This is a genomic window from bacterium (assembly GCA_016702305.1).
Classification (GTDB): domain Bacteria; phylum Electryoneota; class RPQS01; order RPQS01; family RPQS01; genus JABWCQ01.
The window spans coordinates 669,797-687,681 of the sequence record JADJEH010000001.1; the positions used below are offsets into that span (position 1 = coordinate 669,797).

General features: G+C 59.7%; 19 protein-coding genes. 18 read left to right on the top strand and 1 reads right to left on the bottom strand.

Features of this window, described 5'->3' with window-relative positions; translation table 11 throughout:
• The first annotated feature begins 44 nt into the window (after positions 1 to 44).
• The 11 genes from queA (at position 45) to lexA (ending at position 9,991) form a co-directional block, all read left to right on the top strand.
• The gene (gene queA, locus IPH10_02725; protein ID MBK6909837.1) at positions 45 to 1,121 is read left to right on the top strand and encodes a tRNA preQ1(34) S-adenosylmethionine ribosyltransferase-isomerase QueA; all 1,077 of its coding nucleotides are present in this window, start codon (positions 45 to 47) and stop codon (positions 1,119 to 1,121) included.
• Positions 1,118 to 1,813 carry a 2-C-methyl-D-erythritol 4-phosphate cytidylyltransferase gene (locus IPH10_02730; GenBank protein MBK6909838.1) on the top strand — a complete coding sequence of 232 codons (696 nt, stop codon included), beginning with the start codon at positions 1,118 to 1,120 and terminating at the stop codon, positions 1,811 to 1,813. The genes queA and IPH10_02730 overlap by 4 nt, the downstream gene beginning before the upstream one ends.
• Before the next feature lie 66 nt (positions 1,814 to 1,879).
• A complete protein-coding gene (locus IPH10_02735) occupies positions 1,880 to 2,365 on the top strand; it encodes a 2-C-methyl-D-erythritol 2,4-cyclodiphosphate synthase (GenBank protein MBK6909839.1) in 486 nt (161 codons plus the stop codon).
• Complete coding sequence (locus IPH10_02740; GenBank protein MBK6909840.1) at positions 2,365 to 3,831, top strand: glutamate--tRNA ligase; 1,467 nt, start codon at positions 2,365 to 2,367, stop codon at positions 3,829 to 3,831. The genes IPH10_02735 and IPH10_02740 overlap by 1 nt, the downstream gene beginning before the upstream one ends.
• Complete coding sequence (locus tag IPH10_02745) at positions 3,828 to 4,865, top strand: D-alanine--D-alanine ligase (protein ID MBK6909841.1); 1,038 nt, start codon at positions 3,828 to 3,830, stop codon at positions 4,863 to 4,865. The genes IPH10_02740 and IPH10_02745 overlap by 4 nt, the downstream gene beginning before the upstream one ends.
• Positions 4,866 to 4,887: 22 nt before the next feature.
• A complete protein-coding gene (ribD, locus tag IPH10_02750; GenBank protein MBK6909842.1) occupies positions 4,888 to 6,018 on the top strand; it encodes a bifunctional diaminohydroxyphosphoribosylaminopyrimidine deaminase/5-amino-6-(5-phosphoribosylamino)uracil reductase RibD in 1,131 nt (376 codons plus the stop codon).
• Complete coding sequence (locus IPH10_02755) at positions 5,999 to 6,616, top strand: riboflavin synthase (GenBank protein MBK6909843.1); 618 nt, start codon at positions 5,999 to 6,001, stop codon at positions 6,614 to 6,616. The genes ribD and IPH10_02755 overlap by 20 nt, the downstream gene beginning before the upstream one ends.
• Positions 6,617 to 6,639: 23 nt before the next feature.
• The gene (gene ribA / locus IPH10_02760) at positions 6,640 to 7,839 is read left to right on the top strand and encodes a GTP cyclohydrolase II (protein ID MBK6909844.1); all 1,200 of its coding nucleotides are present in this window, start codon (positions 6,640 to 6,642) and stop codon (positions 7,837 to 7,839) included.
• Between the two features lie 11 nt (positions 7,840 to 7,850).
• The gene (locus IPH10_02765; protein MBK6909845.1) at positions 7,851 to 8,831 is read left to right on the top strand and encodes a hypothetical protein; all 981 of its coding nucleotides are present in this window, start codon (positions 7,851 to 7,853) and stop codon (positions 8,829 to 8,831) included.
• 3 nt (positions 8,832 to 8,834) lie between these two features.
• Positions 8,835 to 9,290, top strand: coding sequence for a D-tyrosyl-tRNA(Tyr) deacylase (locus IPH10_02770; GenBank protein MBK6909846.1), 456 nt, complete (start codon positions 8,835 to 8,837; stop codon positions 9,288 to 9,290).
• 74 nt (positions 9,291 to 9,364) lie between these two features.
• The gene (gene lexA / locus IPH10_02775) at positions 9,365 to 9,991 is read left to right on the top strand and encodes a transcriptional repressor LexA (protein ID MBK6909847.1); all 627 of its coding nucleotides are present in this window, start codon (positions 9,365 to 9,367) and stop codon (positions 9,989 to 9,991) included.
• A 113-nt stretch (positions 9,992 to 10,104) separates the two neighbouring features.
• Here the strand turns inward: lexA and IPH10_02780 are convergent, their stop codons facing one another.
• Positions 10,105 to 10,950, bottom strand: a complete 846-nt coding sequence (locus IPH10_02780; protein ID MBK6909848.1) for a DUF4835 family protein — start codon at positions 10,948 to 10,950, stop codon at positions 10,105 to 10,107.
• Here IPH10_02780 and IPH10_02785 point away from each other — a divergent pair.
• The 7 genes from IPH10_02785 (at position 10,942) to IPH10_02815 (ending at position 17,885) form a co-directional block, all read left to right on the top strand.
• Positions 10,942 to 11,778 (top strand): hypothetical protein, encoded by an 837-nt coding sequence (locus IPH10_02785; protein ID MBK6909849.1) that lies wholly within the window; start codon positions 10,942 to 10,944, stop codon positions 11,776 to 11,778. The genes IPH10_02780 and IPH10_02785 overlap by 9 nt on opposite strands.
• Positions 11,779 to 11,789: 11 nt before the next feature.
• The gene (locus tag IPH10_02790) at positions 11,790 to 13,400 is read left to right on the top strand and encodes a hypothetical protein (GenBank protein ID MBK6909850.1); all 1,611 of its coding nucleotides are present in this window, start codon (positions 11,790 to 11,792) and stop codon (positions 13,398 to 13,400) included.
• Positions 13,401 to 13,404: 4 nt separating this feature from the next.
• Positions 13,405 to 14,217 carry a glycosyltransferase family 2 protein gene (locus IPH10_02795; GenBank protein ID MBK6909851.1) on the top strand — a complete coding sequence of 271 codons (813 nt, stop codon included), beginning with the start codon at positions 13,405 to 13,407 and terminating at the stop codon, positions 14,215 to 14,217.
• A gap of 9 nt (positions 14,218 to 14,226) precedes the next feature.
• Entirely contained in the window at positions 14,227 to 15,411 is a 1,185-nt protein-coding gene (locus IPH10_02800) for an N-acetylmuramoyl-L-alanine amidase (protein ID MBK6909852.1), read from the top strand.
• Positions 15,408 to 16,238: a glutamate racemase gene (murI, locus tag IPH10_02805; GenBank protein MBK6909853.1), complete on the top strand. Its 831-nt coding sequence runs from the start codon at positions 15,408 to 15,410 to the stop codon at positions 16,236 to 16,238. The genes IPH10_02800 and murI overlap by 4 nt, the downstream gene beginning before the upstream one ends.
• A 90-nt stretch (positions 16,239 to 16,328) precedes the next feature.
• Positions 16,329 to 17,579 (top strand): transcription termination factor Rho, encoded by a 1,251-nt coding sequence (gene rho, locus IPH10_02810; protein MBK6909854.1) that lies wholly within the window; start codon positions 16,329 to 16,331, stop codon positions 17,577 to 17,579.
• 3 nt (positions 17,580 to 17,582) lie between these two features.
• Positions 17,583 to 17,885 (top strand): lipid-A-disaccharide synthase N-terminal domain-containing protein, encoded by a 303-nt coding sequence (locus IPH10_02815; protein MBK6909855.1) that lies wholly within the window; start codon positions 17,583 to 17,585, stop codon positions 17,883 to 17,885.

Consider the following 17,885-nt stretch of genomic DNA (forward strand, 5'->3'; position numbering starts at 1 on the left):
CTGCATCTCACTGCACTGCTGCAATAGCACAAAGGACCAACTCTATGCCCGTTACTTCCGCAGTCTATGAGCCCCGGGGCGTCCAGACGATCCCTCGTCTCTCGGACTTCAAGTACAACTTGCCCGACAAACTGATCGCACAGACTCCTTTGGACAAGCGCGACCAGTCGCGCATGCTTGTCGTGGACCGGGAGACGAAGGAGATCCGCGATGAGATGTTTTCAGACATCGTCAACTACCTGAACAAGGGTGATGTGGTCGTGGTTAACTCGACGCGCGTATTCCCGGCGCGGTTGTTTGGCTACAAAGAGAAGACCGAAGCGGAAATTGAAGTGTTTTTGCTGCGCAAGCTGACCGAAGAACTGTGGGAAGTCCTGGTCAAGCCTGCCCGCAAGGTGCGAACCGGCAACAACATCATTATCGGCGATGAGATCGTCTGCGAAGTGATTGACAACACCACCAGCGGCGGGCGAGTGGTGCGTTTTCACTATGAAGGTGATTTTGCGTCGTTGGTCGAGAAGTACGGCAAGCCGCCGTTGCCGCCCTACATTCGCCGCGAACCGACGCCCGACGACAAGGATCGCTATCAGACAATCTTCGCTGAAGAGTCCGGAGCCGTGGCCGCGCCGACGGCCGGTCTGCATTTCACCAAAGAGACTGTCGCAAAACTCAAGAAAAAAGGCGTCGAGTTCACGTCCGTGCTCCTGCACGTCGGGTTGGGGACGTTCCGCCCTGTGCAGGTGGAGGATCTGTCGCGGCATCGCATGGATTCCGAATACTACGACGTTACGCAGACAACGGTGGATAAGGTCAATGGCGCAATCGAACGCGGCAACCGCGTGATTGCCATTGGTACCTCAGTGACACGCACGTTGGAAACCGTCGCCAATTTCAGCGGCGGCATTAAGCCGCAGGCCGGGTGGACCGACAAGTTCATCTATCCGCCCTACCACTTCAAAGTCGTGGACCGGCTGTTGACGAACTTCCACCTGCCGGGCTCGACGCTGCTCATGCTCGTTTCGGCTTTCAGCGACCGTGAATTTGTCATGAAGGCCTACCGACATGCCGTCAAGGAGAAGTACCGCTTCTACAGCTACGGCGACTGCATGCTGATCGTGTGAGTTACGCGCTTCTGATTCCTGCGGCGGGGAAAGGCGAACGGCTCGGCAGCAAGACGCCCAAGGCGCTGGTGCCGTTGCACGGAAGGCCGCTGATCTGGTGGGTGTTGGAGGCCTTTGCGCATGACGAGCGGCTCGCGGAAATCGTGATTGCGAGCTCGAGCGAATTGGAGCGCGAATTCCAGGCGCATCTCGCGAGTCATCCGCTCCATGAGCGACTGTTCATCACCAACGGCGGGCGCACGCGGCAGGATTCGGTGGGCAATGCGCTGGCTGTCTTGATGTCGGATGTGGATCACGTTCTTGTTCACGATGCGGCCCGGCCCTTGGTATCGCGTGACGTCATCAACAATGTTCTGACCGCGCTGGACGACTATGTAGCCGCAGTGCCGGGCGTTCCCGTGACCGATACGATCAAGCGCGTGACGCGGGAGCGGCGAGTGGCGCAGACGCTCGAACGATCAGAGTTGTGCGCTGTGCAGACTCCGCAGGGAATTCGCACGGAGGCGTTTCGCGCGGCGCATGATCAGGCCCGCCGGACGGGCGTCCAGTGCACCGATGACGTCGCACTGATAGAACACTTTCAATTGGGCGACGTGATTGTGGTAGACGGTGATCCGCACAATTTCAAAGTCACTCTTCCGCATGATCTGTCGCGCGCCGCGGCCATGCTGGGCGACCGCGACCAAGCTTAGTCGCACCTTTCCTCGCAGGGTTGGCGGATATTCCGCGAGCCCGTTTTTCTTTTCTTAGCACACCATATGTCCACTCCATTTCGTGTCGGCGTCGGCGTTGACGCTCACCGCTTCGTGTCGGGCCGTCCGCTGGTGCTCGGCGGAGTCGAGATTGCGTTTCCGTTTGGACTTGAGGCGCATTCCGATGGCGATGTTATCTGCCATGCAATTCTGGACGCATTGCTCGGCGCGGCCAACGTCGGGGACAAGGGCAAGCTGTTTCCGCCGACGGATCCGAAATTCAAGGACGCCCGTTCGACGGATTTGCTGCACGAAGCGATGCGCGCCGTCAATCGGCGCGGCTATAACGTGGTGAACCTCGATGTCAGCGTGATGTGTGAAGAGCCGCGCATCGCTCCGTATCGCGAAGAAATGCGGGACGCCATTGCAACGGCGCTTGCGATGGATATCGAGTGTGTTTCAATCAAGGGCACAACGCTTGAAGGCATGGGTTTCACGGGAAGAAAAGAGGGCATCGCCGCGGTTGCGACGGTGTTGTTGTCACGAGAATAATGGCTAACGAAGTCCGCACTCGCTACGCACCCAGTCCGACCGGCTACCTGCATGTCGGCGGCTTGCGTACCGCACTCTATAACTATCTGTTCGCGCGCGCGCAGGGCGGAAAGCTGCTGCTGCGCGTCGAGGATACCGATCGCACACGGCTTGTGGAAGGCGCCGTTGAGAATTTCCTCGATGTCTTTGACTGGCTGGGCATCCATTTTGACGAAAGCCCCAAGGTCGGCGGGCCGTGCGCGCCCTATGTGCAGTCGGAACGGCTCGCTATGTATCGGGAGGCCACGCAGCATTTGGCCGCGGCGGGACACGCTTACGTTTGCTTCTGTACCGCGGAACGGTTGGATCAGGTGCGAAGCGACCAGCAGGCGCGTTCGCTTCCGCCGATGTATGACCGCCACTGCAGAAGTTTATCAACCGCCGAAGTCGCCCGCCGCGTTGCGGCCGGAGAACCGCACGTTTGGCGCATGGCCGTGCCGGATCATCAGACCGTCGAGATCCATGACTTGATACGAGGCGACGTCAACTTCGAGACCGCGACGATTGACGATCAGGTCCTGATGAAAAGTGATGGTTTCCCGACGTATCACCTGGCCAACGTCGTGGACGATCACCACATGAGAATCAGCCATGTCATTCGCGGCGAAGAGTGGCTGCCCTCGACGCCGAAGCATGTATTGCTCTATCGCTTCTTCGGCTGGGAGCCGCCGCAGTTCGCGCATCTGCCGCTGCTGCTTAATCCGGACCGCTCGAAAATGTCCAAGCGTTCGGGTGACGTCGCGGTCGAAGCCTATCGCGACAAGGGAATTCTGCCCGCTGCCCTGCTGAATTTTGTCGCGCTGTTGGGATGGCATCCGCAGGATGAACGCGAGTTCTTTTCGCTCGACGAACTGGTGCACGAGTTTACGCTCGAGCGCGTCAACAAAGCGGGTGCTGTGTTTGATCAGGCCAAACTCAAGTGGATGAACACCGAGTACCTGTCGAAGTTGGACGACGAGCAGATGTGGAATGGCGTCGCGCCGCTGCTGCCCGAACCCTTGCTGGAGCAGGATGCCGCGCGGGTACGGTATGCCGTGACAAGCCTGCGGCCCGGCGCGGAGTCTTTTGCCGATCTCGCCGCCAAAGTCGGCGAAGCGTTTGCACCGGCGCTGGCGATGGTGGAAAGTTGGGACGAAGCGCATGTGAATTTTGTCGCCGGCGTGGCCGACGGCCTGTCGGCGCTTCCCGCGGCACAATGGAATGAGTTTGAGTCGCTCATGCAGCAGTTCAAGGCCGTGGCGAATGCCCAGGGGGCGCAGCATGGATTGAAAGGCAAGGCCATCTGGATGACGCTGCGACTGGCCTGCACGGGCCGCGAGCACGGTCCGGAGCTTGGCCGGCTTGTGGGCATGTGGGGACGTGAAGCGACGCTGAATCGTCTACATGAAGCCATGGCGCGGCAGCTCTCGGCGGAGACGCGTGCATGAGAGTGCTGGTGCTGTGCGGTGGTGCTTCGTCCGAGCGCAATGTGTCCTATGCATCCGGTGACTCGGTCGCGACTTGGGTCGCGGCGCTTGGGCATGAGGTTTGGAAGTACGATCCCGAGCAGATCGGCCACCTGTTTACACCGGACCATAAACTGAGCAGCGGCGTGATTGGTACGGACGCACCCGAGCCCGGTGGGCTGGGCGGTTTTGATGCGCGAGTCGTGCGCGGCCTGCTTGATACGATTGAGCGCCAGCGAATAGAATTCGTGTTTCCCATTCTGCACGGCGGATACGGCGAAGACGGCACCGTGCAAAGTCTCCTCGAGTGGGTCGCCGTGCCGTACGCGGGCAGCGGACCGCGCAGTTGTGCAGTGGCCATGCATAAGCCGACAGCGAAGCACCTGATGAGCGCCGCGAACGTGCCGGTTCCGCAGGGGTTTGCCGTCGAGTATCCCGAGTTAGCTGACACGGAGCGGATTACACAGCGGATCGCGCGCGAGTTCGGTTTTCCGGCGATCATCAAACCGCAAAGCGGCGGCTCGACGATCGGTTTGACCATCGCCAAGGCAGAGGCCGATGTGCCCGGGGCGCTGGAACAGATTCGCGCACAGCGCGACGGCGCCTTGATCGAAAAACTCTTCGCAGGTTCTGAAATCGCCGCGACCGTGATTGACGGCCAAGCGTTTCCGTTAGTCGAGATCCGCCCCAAAGAGGGATTCTACGACTACGCCAATAAGTACACGGCGGGACGGACAGAATATATCTGCCCGGCGGAACTGCCCGCTGAGGTGACCAACGGCATTCAGCGAGCGGCCGAGCGAGCCTTTCAGGCACTCGACGCGCGCGGTTTTGCGCGAGTGGATTTTCTTGTTCATGAACGGGACTTCGTTTGTCTCGAACTGAACTCACTGCCTGGGATGACGGCAACGTCACTCGTGCCGAAGGCGGCGCGCGCGCATGGCTGGAGCGCCGAAGAACTGATCGGCAGAATAATGGATCGTGCGCTAAACGCTGTCGCTGACCGGCGGGCTTAGACCCGCGAGCGACGCATTACGTATGGCGGCCCGCAGCATCAAAGTTGATCCCGACCAGCGCTACATGCGCATGGCCTTAGCCGAGGCCGAAAAGGGCGCAGGTCGCGTCAGTCCAAATCCGCTGGTTGGCGCCGTGGCGGTCAAAGCCGGTCGGGTGATTGCCAAAGCCTATCATCGGCGCTTCGGTGATTTGCATGCCGAGACGGCGTTGTTGCGCAAACTGTCGCTCGAAGCTGCGCAGGGCGCGACCATATATGTGAATCTCGAACCGTGCTGCCATCAGGGCAAGACGCCGCCGTGCACTTCGGCGCTGATCGCCGCGGGTATTGCACGAGTCGTGGTGGCGATGGAAGACCCGAACCCGCTGGTCAACGGCCAGGGCATTGCGCAACTGCGCGAGGCCGGCATTGAAGTGGTTGTGGGTGTGTGCGACGCGGAAGCGCGGCGCGTGAATGCACCGTTCCTGACGTACATGACCGGTGGCCGTCCCTGGCTTTTGCTGAAAGTGGCGCAGAGCCTCGACGGGCGGATCGCCTTGGGAAACGGCAAGTCGCGCTGGATCACGGGCGAAGCGTCGCGCACGGAAGTGCATCGCATTCGCGCGCGCCTGGATGCTGTCATGGTCGGAGTGCAGACCATTCTTGACGACGACCCGGAACTGAATGTGCGGCACGTCAAAGGGCGCGATCCGGTCCGCATCATTGCCGACTCGAAGCTCAGAATTCCTGATTCAGCACGCGTGCTGCGACACCGTGACCAATCCAAGACTTGGATTCTGACGACCGACGCAGCCCCGTCCGACCGCGCGGACGATTTGCGCAAGCGGGGTGTACAGATAATTTATTGCCCGCCTGCGCGCGACGGGCGGGTGGATTTTCGACAGGCCATGCCCGAACTTGCACGACGGGACATTGCTTCGATATTGGTGGAAGGCGGCGGCACCGTGCATGCGGCGCTGCTGGGCGAGGGATTGTGCGATGAGTTGATCGTGGCGGTGGCGCCGCTCGTGATTGGTGCGGATGGCCGCGCCAGTGTCGGCGAGCTTATGTTGTCAGAGCTTGACAACGCTCCGCGCTTCACGACTTATCGCCGGGAGACCTTTGAACAAGATTACTGGTTTTACTTGGAGCGAGATGTTCACAGGAATCGTTGAAACCGTCGGTGTCGTCGCGGAGATTCGCGACCGCGCCGACTTTCGAACATTGAGAATTACCGGACCGGCCTGGCTTGACGAGCTGCCGCTCGGCGCGAGTCTGGCGATAAACGGCTGCTGCACGACGTCAATGGCCGCGGATGGCCGCGGATTCACCTGCGAGTTGATGCGCATTACGCTTGAGAAAACAGCGCTCGGTCAACTCGAATTGAATAGCGAAGTCAATCTGGAACGGCCGCTGAAATTCGGGGCCGAATTAGGCGGACATTTGATGCAAGGTCACGTAGACGGGCAGGCCACGGTGACGCGTGTCGAGCAGGACGGCGACAACCGCGTGTATGAATTTGCCTTGCCCGCCGAACTGATGCGCTATGTCATTCATACAGGTTCGATCGCCGTGGACGGAGTCTCGCTGACGGCGGCGGAGGTGCGCGAACGATCAGTCGTCATTGGGATCATTCCGCACACCTATCAGAGGACCGTCTTTCATAACTATCGCGTGGGGGACCGCGTGAACATCGAAGTAGATATGGTAGGGAAATACATTGAGAAGCTCATGCCCGAACGGTTGCGCATGACCATGACGGAGGTGTCATGAGGCACGACCACACCCGCAACGGCATGCTGGATCCATTGGAAGAGGGACTGCGTGACGTGGCCGCCGGTAAGCTCGTGATCGTCGTGGACGACGAAAATCGCGAGAACGAAGGCGATCTCGTCTGCTCGGCGCAGCATGCCACGCCGGAGTTGATCAACTTCATGGCGGCGCATGGCCGCGGCATGATTTGCGCCTGTATAACGCCCGAGCGCTGTTCCGAATTGCATTTGCGCATGCAAGTGGCGGACAATACGGCCAAACTTGGTACCGCCTTCACGGAATCGGTGGATTATCTGCACGGAACCACGACAGGTATTTCGGCATACGACCGGGCGCGCACCATCGCTGCGCTGGTTGATCCGAACACGAAAGCTGAAGATCTGGGCCGTCCGGGACACATCCACCCGCTGCGGGCGCATCCGCACGGCGTGTTGGGCCGGCAAGGCCAGACGGAGGCGACGGTGGATCTGGCGCGCTTGACCGGACAATATCCGGCAGGCGTGTTATGTGAGATTATGGGAGATGACGGACGTATGCTGCGCGGCGACGGCCTGCGGGCGTATGCAAACCACCACGGCCTGAAGATCATCTCCGTCGAGCAGATCGCGATGTACCGCGCGGAGCACGAACGATTCGTCGAAGAAAAAGTGCGTGTGCCGTTTCCGACGAAGTTCGGCAAGTTCACGCTCGTGCATTTCGTGGACCTGACCAAGAATGAAGATCATCTGGCACTGGTAAAAGAGCCGCTTGATGTGTCGAAACCCGTCTTGGTGCGCGCGCATTCGGAATGCTTGACCGGCGACGTGTTCGGCAGCGGCCGCTGCGATTGCGGAGCGCAGTTGGAAGCGGCCCTCGAGCGCATCGAATCCGAAGGCGCCGGCGTCCTCGTCTACCTGCGGCAGGAAGGCCGCGGTATTGGCTTGGCGGCCAAGCTGCAAGCGTACAAGCTGCAAGACAACGGGTTGGACACGGTTGACGCCAACCTTAAACTGGGTTTTAAGGCTGACCTCCGCGGTTACGCGGCCTGCGCACAGATGCTGAAGCAGCTTGGGGTTCAGCAGGTGCGATTGATGACTAACAATCCGGCGAAAGTCGCCGACTTGGAGAAATACGGCATCAAGGTGACCGAGCGCGTGCCGGCGGCAAGTGAGCCAACCCAAACGAATCGCAAGTATCTGACTGCAAAACGGGACAAACTGGGTCATCTGATCGAACTGAAATAGGAGGGAATACGTTGGCGTACTGGAGGAAGCTAACGTGGTTCGCGCTGTGCCTATTTGTCGCAGGTTGTCGAGACAAAGGGGACAGTTGCGAGGATTGCAGCCAACTGGCTCGTCCGTTTCTCGCCGTGGCGAGCGCGGTCGGAGGCGAGTTGGCTTTTTTCAATCCCATTACCGGCGTCTATTTGGGCGGCGGTGAGTTGGCCGGATGGGCGACGGCGTGTGAACTGACTCAAATCGGCGACCGGTTAATTGTGACGGACAACGTCGTCGGGGCCATGTCCATCTACGCTTTGCCGGATGTGGACCGATTGGAACAGCTGAGCATCGCGGGGACGCCTATTGATCTGCGGGTGTCTGCCAATTCGGGGAGTGCGCATCTGATCACGCACAATGGCCGTTACTATCGGGTCTCGCTGTCTACGTTGGATACGGACACCAACGCCACCGGATTTGATCCGCGACGGCTGCGATTACGTCCGCCGACGGACTTCCAAACGTGGATCGCCTGTCGCGGTGACAGCACGATCCGAGTAGTGCAAGCGCAGGGACTGCAAGAGATTCGGCGGATTGAACTGCCCGCCTACTGCTCTGATATCGAGTTTTCGCCGGACGGAGCGCGCGCGTATTGTGCTTTGCCGGAGCGTGACGAGCTCTGGGTTGTGGATGCCGAAACTGGCGCAGTCGTGGACACAATCGCAGTGGTCGGCGCGGCGATTGATCTGGCGATGTCCCTTGACGGGCGGTACTTGATGGCCGCCGATTCGGGTCACGGCGATGTCGGAGTATTCGACTTGGTGGCGGGAACAACATCGGCAATCCGCTGCGGGACGCGGGCCATTCGGCCACGGTATTCGCATGCCAGCGAGGCGTTCTTTGTCATCTGTCCCGGCCAGAGCTACGTGCTGCGGGTAGATCCCCACACGACTCCACCGACTGTCACGGACACCTTGCAGGTCGAGGCAATTCCGCAGTGTATGGCGATTTTGGAGTAGCGAATGAAGCTGGTGCTGCAGCGCGTAACGCGCGCCCGAGTTGTTGTGGCTGGCCGTGTCGTGGGTGAGATCGGGCACGGACTGCTGATCCTGCTGGGTGTCGCGCAGGGCGATACGCGCACCGAAATGGAGTGGGGAGCCAACAAGATTGCTGAACTGCGGATTTTCAGTGATGCCGATGGCAAATTCAATCTGAGCCTCGATGATGTGGCTGGTGCTGTGCTGGTGGTCAGTCAGTTCACGCTGCTGGGCGATTCCCAGAAAGGGCGGAGGCCGAGCTTTGTCAAGGCGGCGGCACCAGAGCTTGCCGTACCGCTCTACGAGTACTTTGTCACGGTGTTGCGGAATCGCGGGATAACGGTCGCGACGGGGAGCTTCGGGGCAATGATGGAGGTCGAATTGATCAACGACGGCCCGGTTACCCTCGTTCTGGAGCGGAGCGCAACGGACGCGGATTAGAAAATGATCGAAGGCCCTTGACAGATGAACAGATGTTTTGTATATTTGTTCAACCTCAACTGCAAGGGACCATTATGTCAGAGCAACTTACTGAAAAACAACAGCGCGCGCTGCAGTTTATCCAGGCGGAGATCACCGACCGGGGTAGGCCGCCGACGTTGCGCGAAATCGGCGGACATATTGGTGTGTCCTCGACGAACGGTGTACGCTATGTGCTGGACGCGCTGGTCCGAAAGGGGTTTCTGGAGCGTAGCCCCATGCTTTCGCGGGGTATCGAGCTGACCGACCGGTCATCCGTGGGCTCTACCCGCTCGACGGTGCGGGAGGTCCCGATTTTGGGCCGGATTGCGGCAGGTATTCCGATTACGGCCACTGAGAACCACGAAGGGCGTGTGACGGTGGATCGGTCGCTGGCTCCGACGGACGACACTTTTGCCTTGCGCGTCAGGGGTGAATCCATGATTGAAGCCGGCATCCGGGAGGGCGATGTCATCTTTGCCCGCCCGCAGCGAACCGCCGATTCCGGGGATATTGTCGTGGCCATGATTGGCGATGAGGCGACCGTTAAGTTCTACAAGCCTGTCGGCGCACGGATTCTGCTCGAACCCGCCAATAGCCGGTTCAAACCGATTGTGGTTGAAGCCGGAACCCCCGGTTTTCAGATATTGGGCAAGGTTGTCGGGCTAATGCGCAAGTTTTAGCGGCGGCGCCAGCCCATGGCTTGCCTAACAGAAAATCCGGCTCGAAGAGCCGGATTCTGTTTAAGATAGCGTTAGGAAGTGGCTTGACAAACCGATGCGGTTTGTCTATATTCCTAAGGAGTCTCGGGGGTGGCAAATATCTGGTCGTAGGCGTCCTTGTGGGCCGGATCCATGCGCCGCAACGCCTCAATCCCCTTGTCATAGGCGCAGTTCTTCAGGGCCGTGGCCATGTAGGTGTGTTCGTTTTCGAGAATCCCCGCGCGCTGGTCGGGAGACAGTCCGTCCAGCTTCAACAGCGCGTAGTGCATATACGCCTTCGTATCTTCCGCCTGCCTCAGTTCGTCGTAGTACAGTGCCGTATGATAGAAGAACTCAAACTCACGATAGAGCTTGTTCTTCTCTTCGGTCAAGCCCCGCAGCAACACATCGCGCTTATCCCATCCCTCATAGTAGATTGACGACGCCGCCGAAAGCTGAATCTGGCGCGCGCGGTCGAAGTAGGGATTCCCGCCCAACTTCTCATACTTGTCTTCTTCGTTCGCAATAACAATCCACAGGTAGAATTCGATTACGCTGAAGAACGAATCGTATCCTGCCTGACCGGGCTGATAGGGGGTGCGAAGGCCGAATTCGTAGCGCTTGTCTTCGTAGCGCGCGTCGCCCTTATTGGTGACGATGACGTTGGCCTTGTACTTATCTTCCGTCGGATTCGGGCTGTAGTCCGTGAAGTAAATGCTGACCTGCACCGGCAGGTCATAGGCGCCGTCATCGCGATTCCACGGGTGCCGCTGCTCGGCAATATAGCGCGTCAGCGTGGAATCAATGCCGCGTAGTTTGATCTGCGCTTCTTCGGGCAGCGCCCGCAGGTCCACAGTGACTTCGGGATGCAGCAACTGCGCGGATGCCGCGGCGGACACCAGGGACAGTGCGAACACCAAGCTTAAGATGATGTGTTTCATAGCTGCCAGAGTATAACGATTGGGGCGGGGAATGTCAAGGCGGCGTGGATCGCCCTCTTGTTCTGCGCGGCGCTGACCCACGCTGCATTTGAACGGGATGCGGTGGATCCGGTCAGCCGCAGCCTGTCCGGGGCGGGCCTGGCGCTCGACCGAATGGGTGGATTTGCCCAAAACCCGGCGCTCGCTAGTCCGCGCATGCTGGGAATTCGCTGGGAACAGCCGTACGGAGCACGCGAATTGACCAGCGAAATGGCGGCCGTCGCGTTCCCGATTCGTGGGTGGTGCGGAGCTGCCACCTTCGAGCAGACGGGGGATGAGGTGTACCGGGAGCAGCGAGCGGTCGCACTTGCAAACTATGCGGTCCAGCCGGACCTGCGGGTCGGCCTAGCCGCCCAATGGAGCGCGTTAGCAATTCAGGGTTTGCCCGACGGCAGCGCTGCCACGCTGACGGTGGGGCTGCAAGGTCGTCTAAGTCAGGACCTGGCGGGCGCGGTGGTTTGGCGCAACCCACTAAGGGCCAAGCTATCTCGCTACGAAGACCGCCTGCCGACCCTGCTCGCTGCCGGATTGGCTTTCGCTGCCGACGATAACACGACGTTTGTTCTGGATGCGGCGCAGGAGCCCGGGTGGCCCGTTGAGTTGCGGGGTGGAGTGCAAATGCGCATCCTCAAGCCGCTGACATTGCGTGCCGGGGCCCGCTTTGACCCCGCAGAGTACAGTACCGGCTTTTCGCTCAAGCACCGCAGCTTGAATTTCCACTACGCGCTGAGCTGGCATCGTGAGCTTGGAGCAACGCACGGATTGGGACTCGATTTCCAATGGCGGTAGTCTGGTGTCTCATGTTACTAGTCAGCGCGGCCTGGTGCGATGTGCCAACCGAAGAGAGTGCATCCGAGGACATCCTGAATTCGGCAGACGGTGAGGCGGGCGACTCGCTATTGATACTGCCTGCCGATGATGCAGGTTCCGACGAGCCTGCGCGACTGCGCCGGCGTGTGCGCTTCGTCACGGCCTTGGAATGGCGTACTCCACAGTCCGGCCAGTGGGCGGCCAATGATCTATGGACCCGGACGCGACTGCGGTCAACGGTTGGTCGGTCGTCAAGCTATGAATTATTGGCCGTGCGTCGCAGCAGTGATCCGCAAACGCTCGATGAACTGCATATCACGGCCACGGGCCGCTACGAACCTGCACGAATTCAGTATATCGCCGGTTCGTATCAGTTGGACTGGGGACTCGGATTAATCAGCAGTGCCGGCTTCGGGGCAATCCGTGAGTTTGCCGCATTCCGAGTGACCGATCCCGGCCCAGCGCGCGGCTTCATTGCGCGCCCGACGGCGCGGGAGGCGGCGTGGTGGCGCGGGGCAGTCGTAGAACGCGTGGTCGGACGGTGGCAGATGAATGCGTCCGGGAGCCTGCGTGAATGGAATGCCCGGACAGAGGCTGGCCGGGCGACTCTTAGCGGAGTGCTGGCGAGCGGAACACCGGCTATGCTGGCGCAGCGGGATGTGGTCGAAGAGCGGGCCTTCAGCGGGACGCTCGTTTATGCGTCGCAGCACGTTTCGGCGGGTGCCTTGGGCACACACAGCCGCTTCAGTCCGGAACTCGCAACATCCGGCGCGGCGCTGACGGGCATGTCACTGTTTGCGCGCGGCCAATGGTCGGCGCGTAGCGTTCAGCTTGAGGCCGCGCGGTCTGGCGACAGGAGTGCCGCCGCAATGATCCTTGCACAGGGAACGGAATACTGGCGTGGCGCGTTCTACGCCATGTATGCTTCCCCGAAGTACTTTGCGCCGCGCAGTCAAGGCGCGTTCACCTTCGGTGAACCGGTCGAAGGGGCGCGGACGATCGGGATGCGGGCGGGAGTGGTTCGCGGGCAGCATGACTTCAGCGCGGAAGTGCGGAGCACGGTCTTTGTTAACGCGGACCAATTGGAACGGACAACAAGCGATTTTATCGGCGGGTGGATTGGCCAGGTGCGTGATGACGTGAGCGTGGCCGCGCGTATCGCGGCGACGGTGCGCGATGATTCACAGGATCTGAGCAACGTCGCGCGCTCCATGACCTACCGATTGGAATCGGTGTGGTCCACTCGCTGCAATTGGTCGGTTCGATTCGAGAGCCGTTCACAGCTTGCTGCTCACGAAACGATTAGTCGGCGCGGACACTACCTGCATGTGCAAGTTGTACGACCGAGCGGCAGAGTGAGACCGGGTGCGCGTGTGGCGAGTTTCTCTTTGGATGATCTGTCTGCGCCGCTGTCGGTCTACGAGCCGAATATGCCGGGAGTGTATCCCCTGGAGGTGTTTTCTGGCGACGGTATTCGCGCAGCAGGTTGGCTGACGGCGATACTTGGTGACTGGCGCATACAGGCGAAGGCCGCGATTGTCGAACGCGACACATTGAAGACGGTGCGCGAGTTTTCGCTCGCCGTGAGCTACTGGCACTAGACCGATGAAACTGGCCGTTCTCATTCTAAACTGGAATGGACTCGCGGACACGCGCGAATGTCTTCTTTCGCTTTTGCCCGCGCCGGAGTGGGCGACGGTTTATGTCATTGACAACGGCTCCAGTGACGACAGCGTGCGGGTGCTTTCGAAGGAATTCCAAGATCGCATTCGCTTGATTGAGACGGGAGAGAATCTGCTCTTTGCGGGCGGCAATAACGTGGGCATTCGCACGGCGCTTAGCGAGGGGTGTGACGCGGTGCTGCTGCTTAACAACGACACGCAGGTGGAGCCCGGGACCCTCGCCGCGCTCGCGGACGCGGCGGAGCGGCATCCCGCAACGTTATTGTGTCCCAAGATACTGTATTCGGCGTCGCGCGAAGTGCTGTGGTACGCCGGAGGTATTTGGAGCGGCGGACGGGTCGCCCATCGCGGCATTCGTGAGCAGGATCGCGGCCAATTTGACCGTGAGGAGAGCACGGCCTGGGGCACCGGCTGCGCGCTGTGGATTCCGCGCGACGTGATCGAGACGATTGGTGTGCTCGACAGGGACTTCAGGCTCTACAGCGAAGACGTTGAGTACTGTTTACGCGCGCGCAAGGCGGGCGTGACCACCGTATATGTTCCGGCGGCGCGAGTGTGGCACAAGGTGTCGGCAGCCTTGGGGGGACACGGCACGTGGAAAAAACAGAAACGCAAATTAGCGAGCCTTCGGCTTCTGCTAAGGAAGTTGGATGCGGACCTGCCGCTGCGCTTGGCGGCCTACGCGCACTTTTTCGTCGGTGATCCCGTTCGCGCACTTCTGCAAAAGCTCCGCTGAAATGCCACGATGCGCCCCATACCCTTGCATAGTTTGATTGGCTGTCTGGCTGCGCTGGCGGTGTCGCTGGTGCTGTGCGGCAGCGCCTTTGGCGTTACCGCTGTGCCCTTGACGGACCTTGCGGGGACGACGCTGGCTCGCTTGCCGGTGATGCAGCGCGGCGATGTACGTATCGTACCGCTTTCTTCGATGGCGAATTGGGGCGGTTTCGAGAGCGAAATTGACCGGGGGAAATACCGCATCAGCTCGACGGGCTGCTTAACGATTCTCGAACCGCGCAACAGTTTTGCCGAGGTGAATGGCGCCTTCGTGCAGATGCACAGCGCCGCGGAAGTCTGGGACGGCTCACTGTGGCTGCCGCTGGTAGACCTAGACGAACTTTTTCCAACGACCATAGAATTGAGCGATTCGGCGGACAGCGTACGACTGCTTGGCATATTGGATTCGACAAGCGGCATTGTTAAGCCGCTCACTGATTTGCAGGTCGCAACGCCATGGAGCTTCGGCAAGGTGATTCTCGATCCTGGACACGGAGGCCGGGACCCGGGCGGACACGGGCCGGGTGACTTAATCGAGAAGGACCTCGTGCTGGACATCGCTCGACGGGCTGAACTCGCCCTGAAGAAAGAGGGCATCGCTGTGGCCTTGACCCGACGCGATGACAGCTTCTTGTCGCTTGCCGAGCGCACGCGGCAGGCCAACGCCGAGGCTGGCGATCTGTTTTTGTCCATCCACTGTAACAGTAACAGTGACGCCCGAGTGAACGGCGCCGAGTGCTATATCCTGCAATCAGCGCGCAGCGAACGAGCCGAGAAAGTGGCACAGGATGAAAATCGCGTCGTGGAACTCGAACGCGACGGTGAACGGACAAAGTACGTTGAAATGAGTGAAGCCAACTTCATTCTGATGACGATGGCGACCAGTCAGTACCTGCTGGATAGTGAACGGTGGGCGGGAATTCTCCTCAGCGAAGTAAGTGATCGCGCGGGGATCATGGGGCGAGCGGTTGATCAGGCGGGATTTTATGTGTTGATGGGAGCGGCAATGCCGGCGGTCCTCTTGGAGTGTGGATATTTGAGCAATGCCGAAGATGCGCGATTGCTGGCATCGGATCGCGGAAGGCAGATGTTGGCTGAAGCGATTGCCGGTTCGGTGGTGAAGATGAAGGTGGAGATGGAGGCAGCCGCGCGATGAATGCCCGGCCGATTGTCGTGTTTGATTCGGGACTGGGTGGGTTAACCGTTGTGGCGGCGCTGCACCGGCTGTTGCCGCACGAGCATTTCGTGTTCATGGCGGACCGAGCGCGTGTGCCGTATGCGTCGCTGAGTCCGGCGCTGATCTCGCGCTACGCCTGCGAATGCGCGAGTTTCTTGACGACGCATCAGCCAAAGGCAGCTGTGATTGCGTGCAACACCGTATCTGCCGTCGCGCTGCGCGACGTGGAAAGCGTCTTGAACGTGCCGGTGATCAACGTCCTGCATCCGACCGCCGCGGCGGCCGCGCGCGCAACCCGCAGCCGCAGGATCGGTGTACTGGCTACTTCCGCAACGGTCAAACGAAATACCTATTCAACCGTTCTGAACGAGCTATTGCCCGGGGTGAATGTGTTCTCCCAGGGTTGCCCGTTGCTTGTGCCGCTCGTAGAAGAAGGGTGGACCGAGGGCGATATTCCGCGCGCGATTGTCGAGCACTATGTCGAGTCAATTCGGGCCGCCAATGTAGACACGGTGGTCTTAGGTTGTACGCACTACGAGTACTTTCGCGAGCATATTCAGCATGCCATGGGCAACGGCGTGACGCTGGTGGATACGCCTGCCGCTGCAGCCGGGGAACTTGAGCATTGGCTGGACGAGCACCATGATACCGCCGAGCGCGGCGCCGGCAGTGTAACGATCTTCAGTAGTGACGTGACGGACGCCCTCCACCGAGTGGTTGAGTCGTTGTTTCCACAAGAATCGAGTATTTCCATTCACTCCGTGGCCGTTGAGCGTTTGAGCAAGGCGGCTCTCCTTCCCAGTTAGCCCTACATCCGGCGTTGACACAGTGTTTGCTATGATCTCCGCCGGATCAAATCCCACCGATTGTTCAACCTGCCGGATTCCCTCCAAGTTATGGATATTTCAACACTTCAAGCGATGACCGTTCCTGACCTGATCACCCTGGGCCGCCAGCTTGAGGTGCAGGAAACGTCCGGTCTGCCCAAGCACGAACTCATTTTCAAGATTCTGGCGCGTCAATCTCAGCTCGACGAAGTGCTGACGGCGGGCGGCGTGCTTGAAATATTGCCGGATGGTTACGGCTTCCTGCGCAGCGCGCAGGCATCGTACCTGCCCAGTCCGGACGACGTGTATGTTTCGCCGTCTCAGATCAAACGATTTGGTCTGCGGACCGGACATCTTGTTACCGGACAGGTGCGGCCGCCGAAGGAGGGGGAGCGTTTCTTTGCGCTCTTGAAAGTGCATGATGTAAACGGCGCCAATCCCGACATCGCCAAGGAGATCGTGCACTTCGACGACTTGACGCCTGTCTATCCGGACAACAAGTTCCGTATGGAGCTCGACAGCAAAGACTTGACGCTGCGGGTGATGGACGTGTTCGCTCCGGTCGGCATGGGCCAACGCGGCCTGATTGTCGCTCCGCCGCGCACGGGCAAGACAATCATTCTGCAGAAGATCGCCAACGCGATCACGATGAATCATCCCGATGTGCAGTTGCTCGTTCTTCTGATTGATGAACGTCCGGAAGAAGTCACTGATATGGAACGCTCGGTGCGGGGCGAAGTCGTCTCGTCTACGTTTGACGAGAAGGCCGAACGGCACGTGCAGGTGGCGGGTATGGTTCTGGAGCGAGCCAAACGCATGGTTGAGATGGGCAAGAACGTCGTAATTCTGCTGGACTCGATTACGCGACTGGCACGCGCTCATAACGCCGTGATGCCGCATTCGGGCCGCGTGTTGTCGGGCGGTATTGACGCCAGCGCGCTGTATGAACCCAAACGGTTCTTCGGCGCGGCACGTAACATTGAAGAGGGCGGCAGCCTGACGATTCTGGCGACCGCGCTGATTGAAACCGGATCGAGAGCGGACGAAGTCATCTTCGAAGAATTCAAAGGCACGGGCAACCTTGAACTCGTGCTGGATCGCCGATTGGCCGAGTTCCGCATCTTCCCGGCGATTGACGTCCTGCGCTCAGGCACGCGCCGTGAGGAAAATCTGTTGTCGCCGATGGTGCTGCAGAAGATGTACGCGCTACGCAGCGTTTTGGATCACAATAACTCGGTCGAGACCATGAAGTTCATTCTCGACAAGATGCGTGACACGCGCTCGAATGCCGAGTTCTTCGAAATGATGACGAAGTCTTAGCGCATGACACTCCCGCTGCTGGGTGAAATCAAGGTAGATGCATGGACATTGGTCGGCCTGGCCGGACAGGTGCTGTTCTTCATGCGGTTTATCATTCAGTGGCTGGCGACGGAACGAGCGCGGCGGACCGTGATTCCCACCTCGTTCTGGTATTTTTCAATCCTCGGCTCCCTGGTGCTGCTGACCTATTCTTTTGTTCGTAAAGACCCTGTCTTCATCGCCGGTTACCTACTGGCAATGTTCATCTACGCGCGCAACCTTCGCTTCGCCCTGAAGCCTGATCCGCGCGCGCCCTTGCCGGAGTGA

Coding starts and splice junctions, on each gene's coding strand:
- rho (MBK6909854.1), top strand. CDS start 16,329: ATGGATATTTCAACACTTCAAGCGATGACCGTTCCTGACCTGATCACC.
- IPH10_02745 (MBK6909841.1), top strand. CDS start 3,828: ATGAGAGTGCTGGTGCTGTGCGGTGGTGCTTCGTCCGAGCGCAATGTG.
- IPH10_02780 (MBK6909848.1), bottom strand. CDS start 10,950: ATGAAACACATCATCTTAAGCTTGGTGTTCGCACTGTCCCTGGTGTCC.
- IPH10_02735 (MBK6909839.1), top strand. CDS start 1,880: ATGTCCACTCCATTTCGTGTCGGCGTCGGCGTTGACGCTCACCGCTTC.
- IPH10_02800 (MBK6909852.1), top strand. CDS start 14,227: ATGCGCCCCATACCCTTGCATAGTTTGATTGGCTGTCTGGCTGCGCTG.
- IPH10_02815 (MBK6909855.1), top strand. CDS start 17,583: ATGACACTCCCGCTGCTGGGTGAAATCAAGGTAGATGCATGGACATTG.
- lexA (MBK6909847.1), top strand. CDS start 9,365: ATGTCAGAGCAACTTACTGAAAAACAACAGCGCGCGCTGCAGTTTATC.
- ribA (MBK6909844.1), top strand. CDS start 6,640: ATGCTGGATCCATTGGAAGAGGGACTGCGTGACGTGGCCGCCGGTAAG.
- IPH10_02755 (MBK6909843.1), top strand. CDS start 5,999: ATGTTCACAGGAATCGTTGAAACCGTCGGTGTCGTCGCGGAGATTCGC.
- IPH10_02740 (MBK6909840.1), top strand. CDS start 2,365: ATGGCTAACGAAGTCCGCACTCGCTACGCACCCAGTCCGACCGGCTAC.
- murI (MBK6909853.1), top strand. CDS start 15,408: ATGAATGCCCGGCCGATTGTCGTGTTTGATTCGGGACTGGGTGGGTTA.
- ribD (MBK6909842.1), top strand. CDS start 4,888: ATGGCGGCCCGCAGCATCAAAGTTGATCCCGACCAGCGCTACATGCGC.
- IPH10_02770 (MBK6909846.1), top strand. CDS start 8,835: ATGAAGCTGGTGCTGCAGCGCGTAACGCGCGCCCGAGTTGTTGTGGCT.
- IPH10_02790 (MBK6909850.1), top strand. CDS start 11,790: ATGTTACTAGTCAGCGCGGCCTGGTGCGATGTGCCAACCGAAGAGAGT.
- IPH10_02795 (MBK6909851.1), top strand. CDS start 13,405: ATGAAACTGGCCGTTCTCATTCTAAACTGGAATGGACTCGCGGACACG.
- queA (MBK6909837.1), top strand. CDS start 45: ATGCCCGTTACTTCCGCAGTCTATGAGCCCCGGGGCGTCCAGACGATC.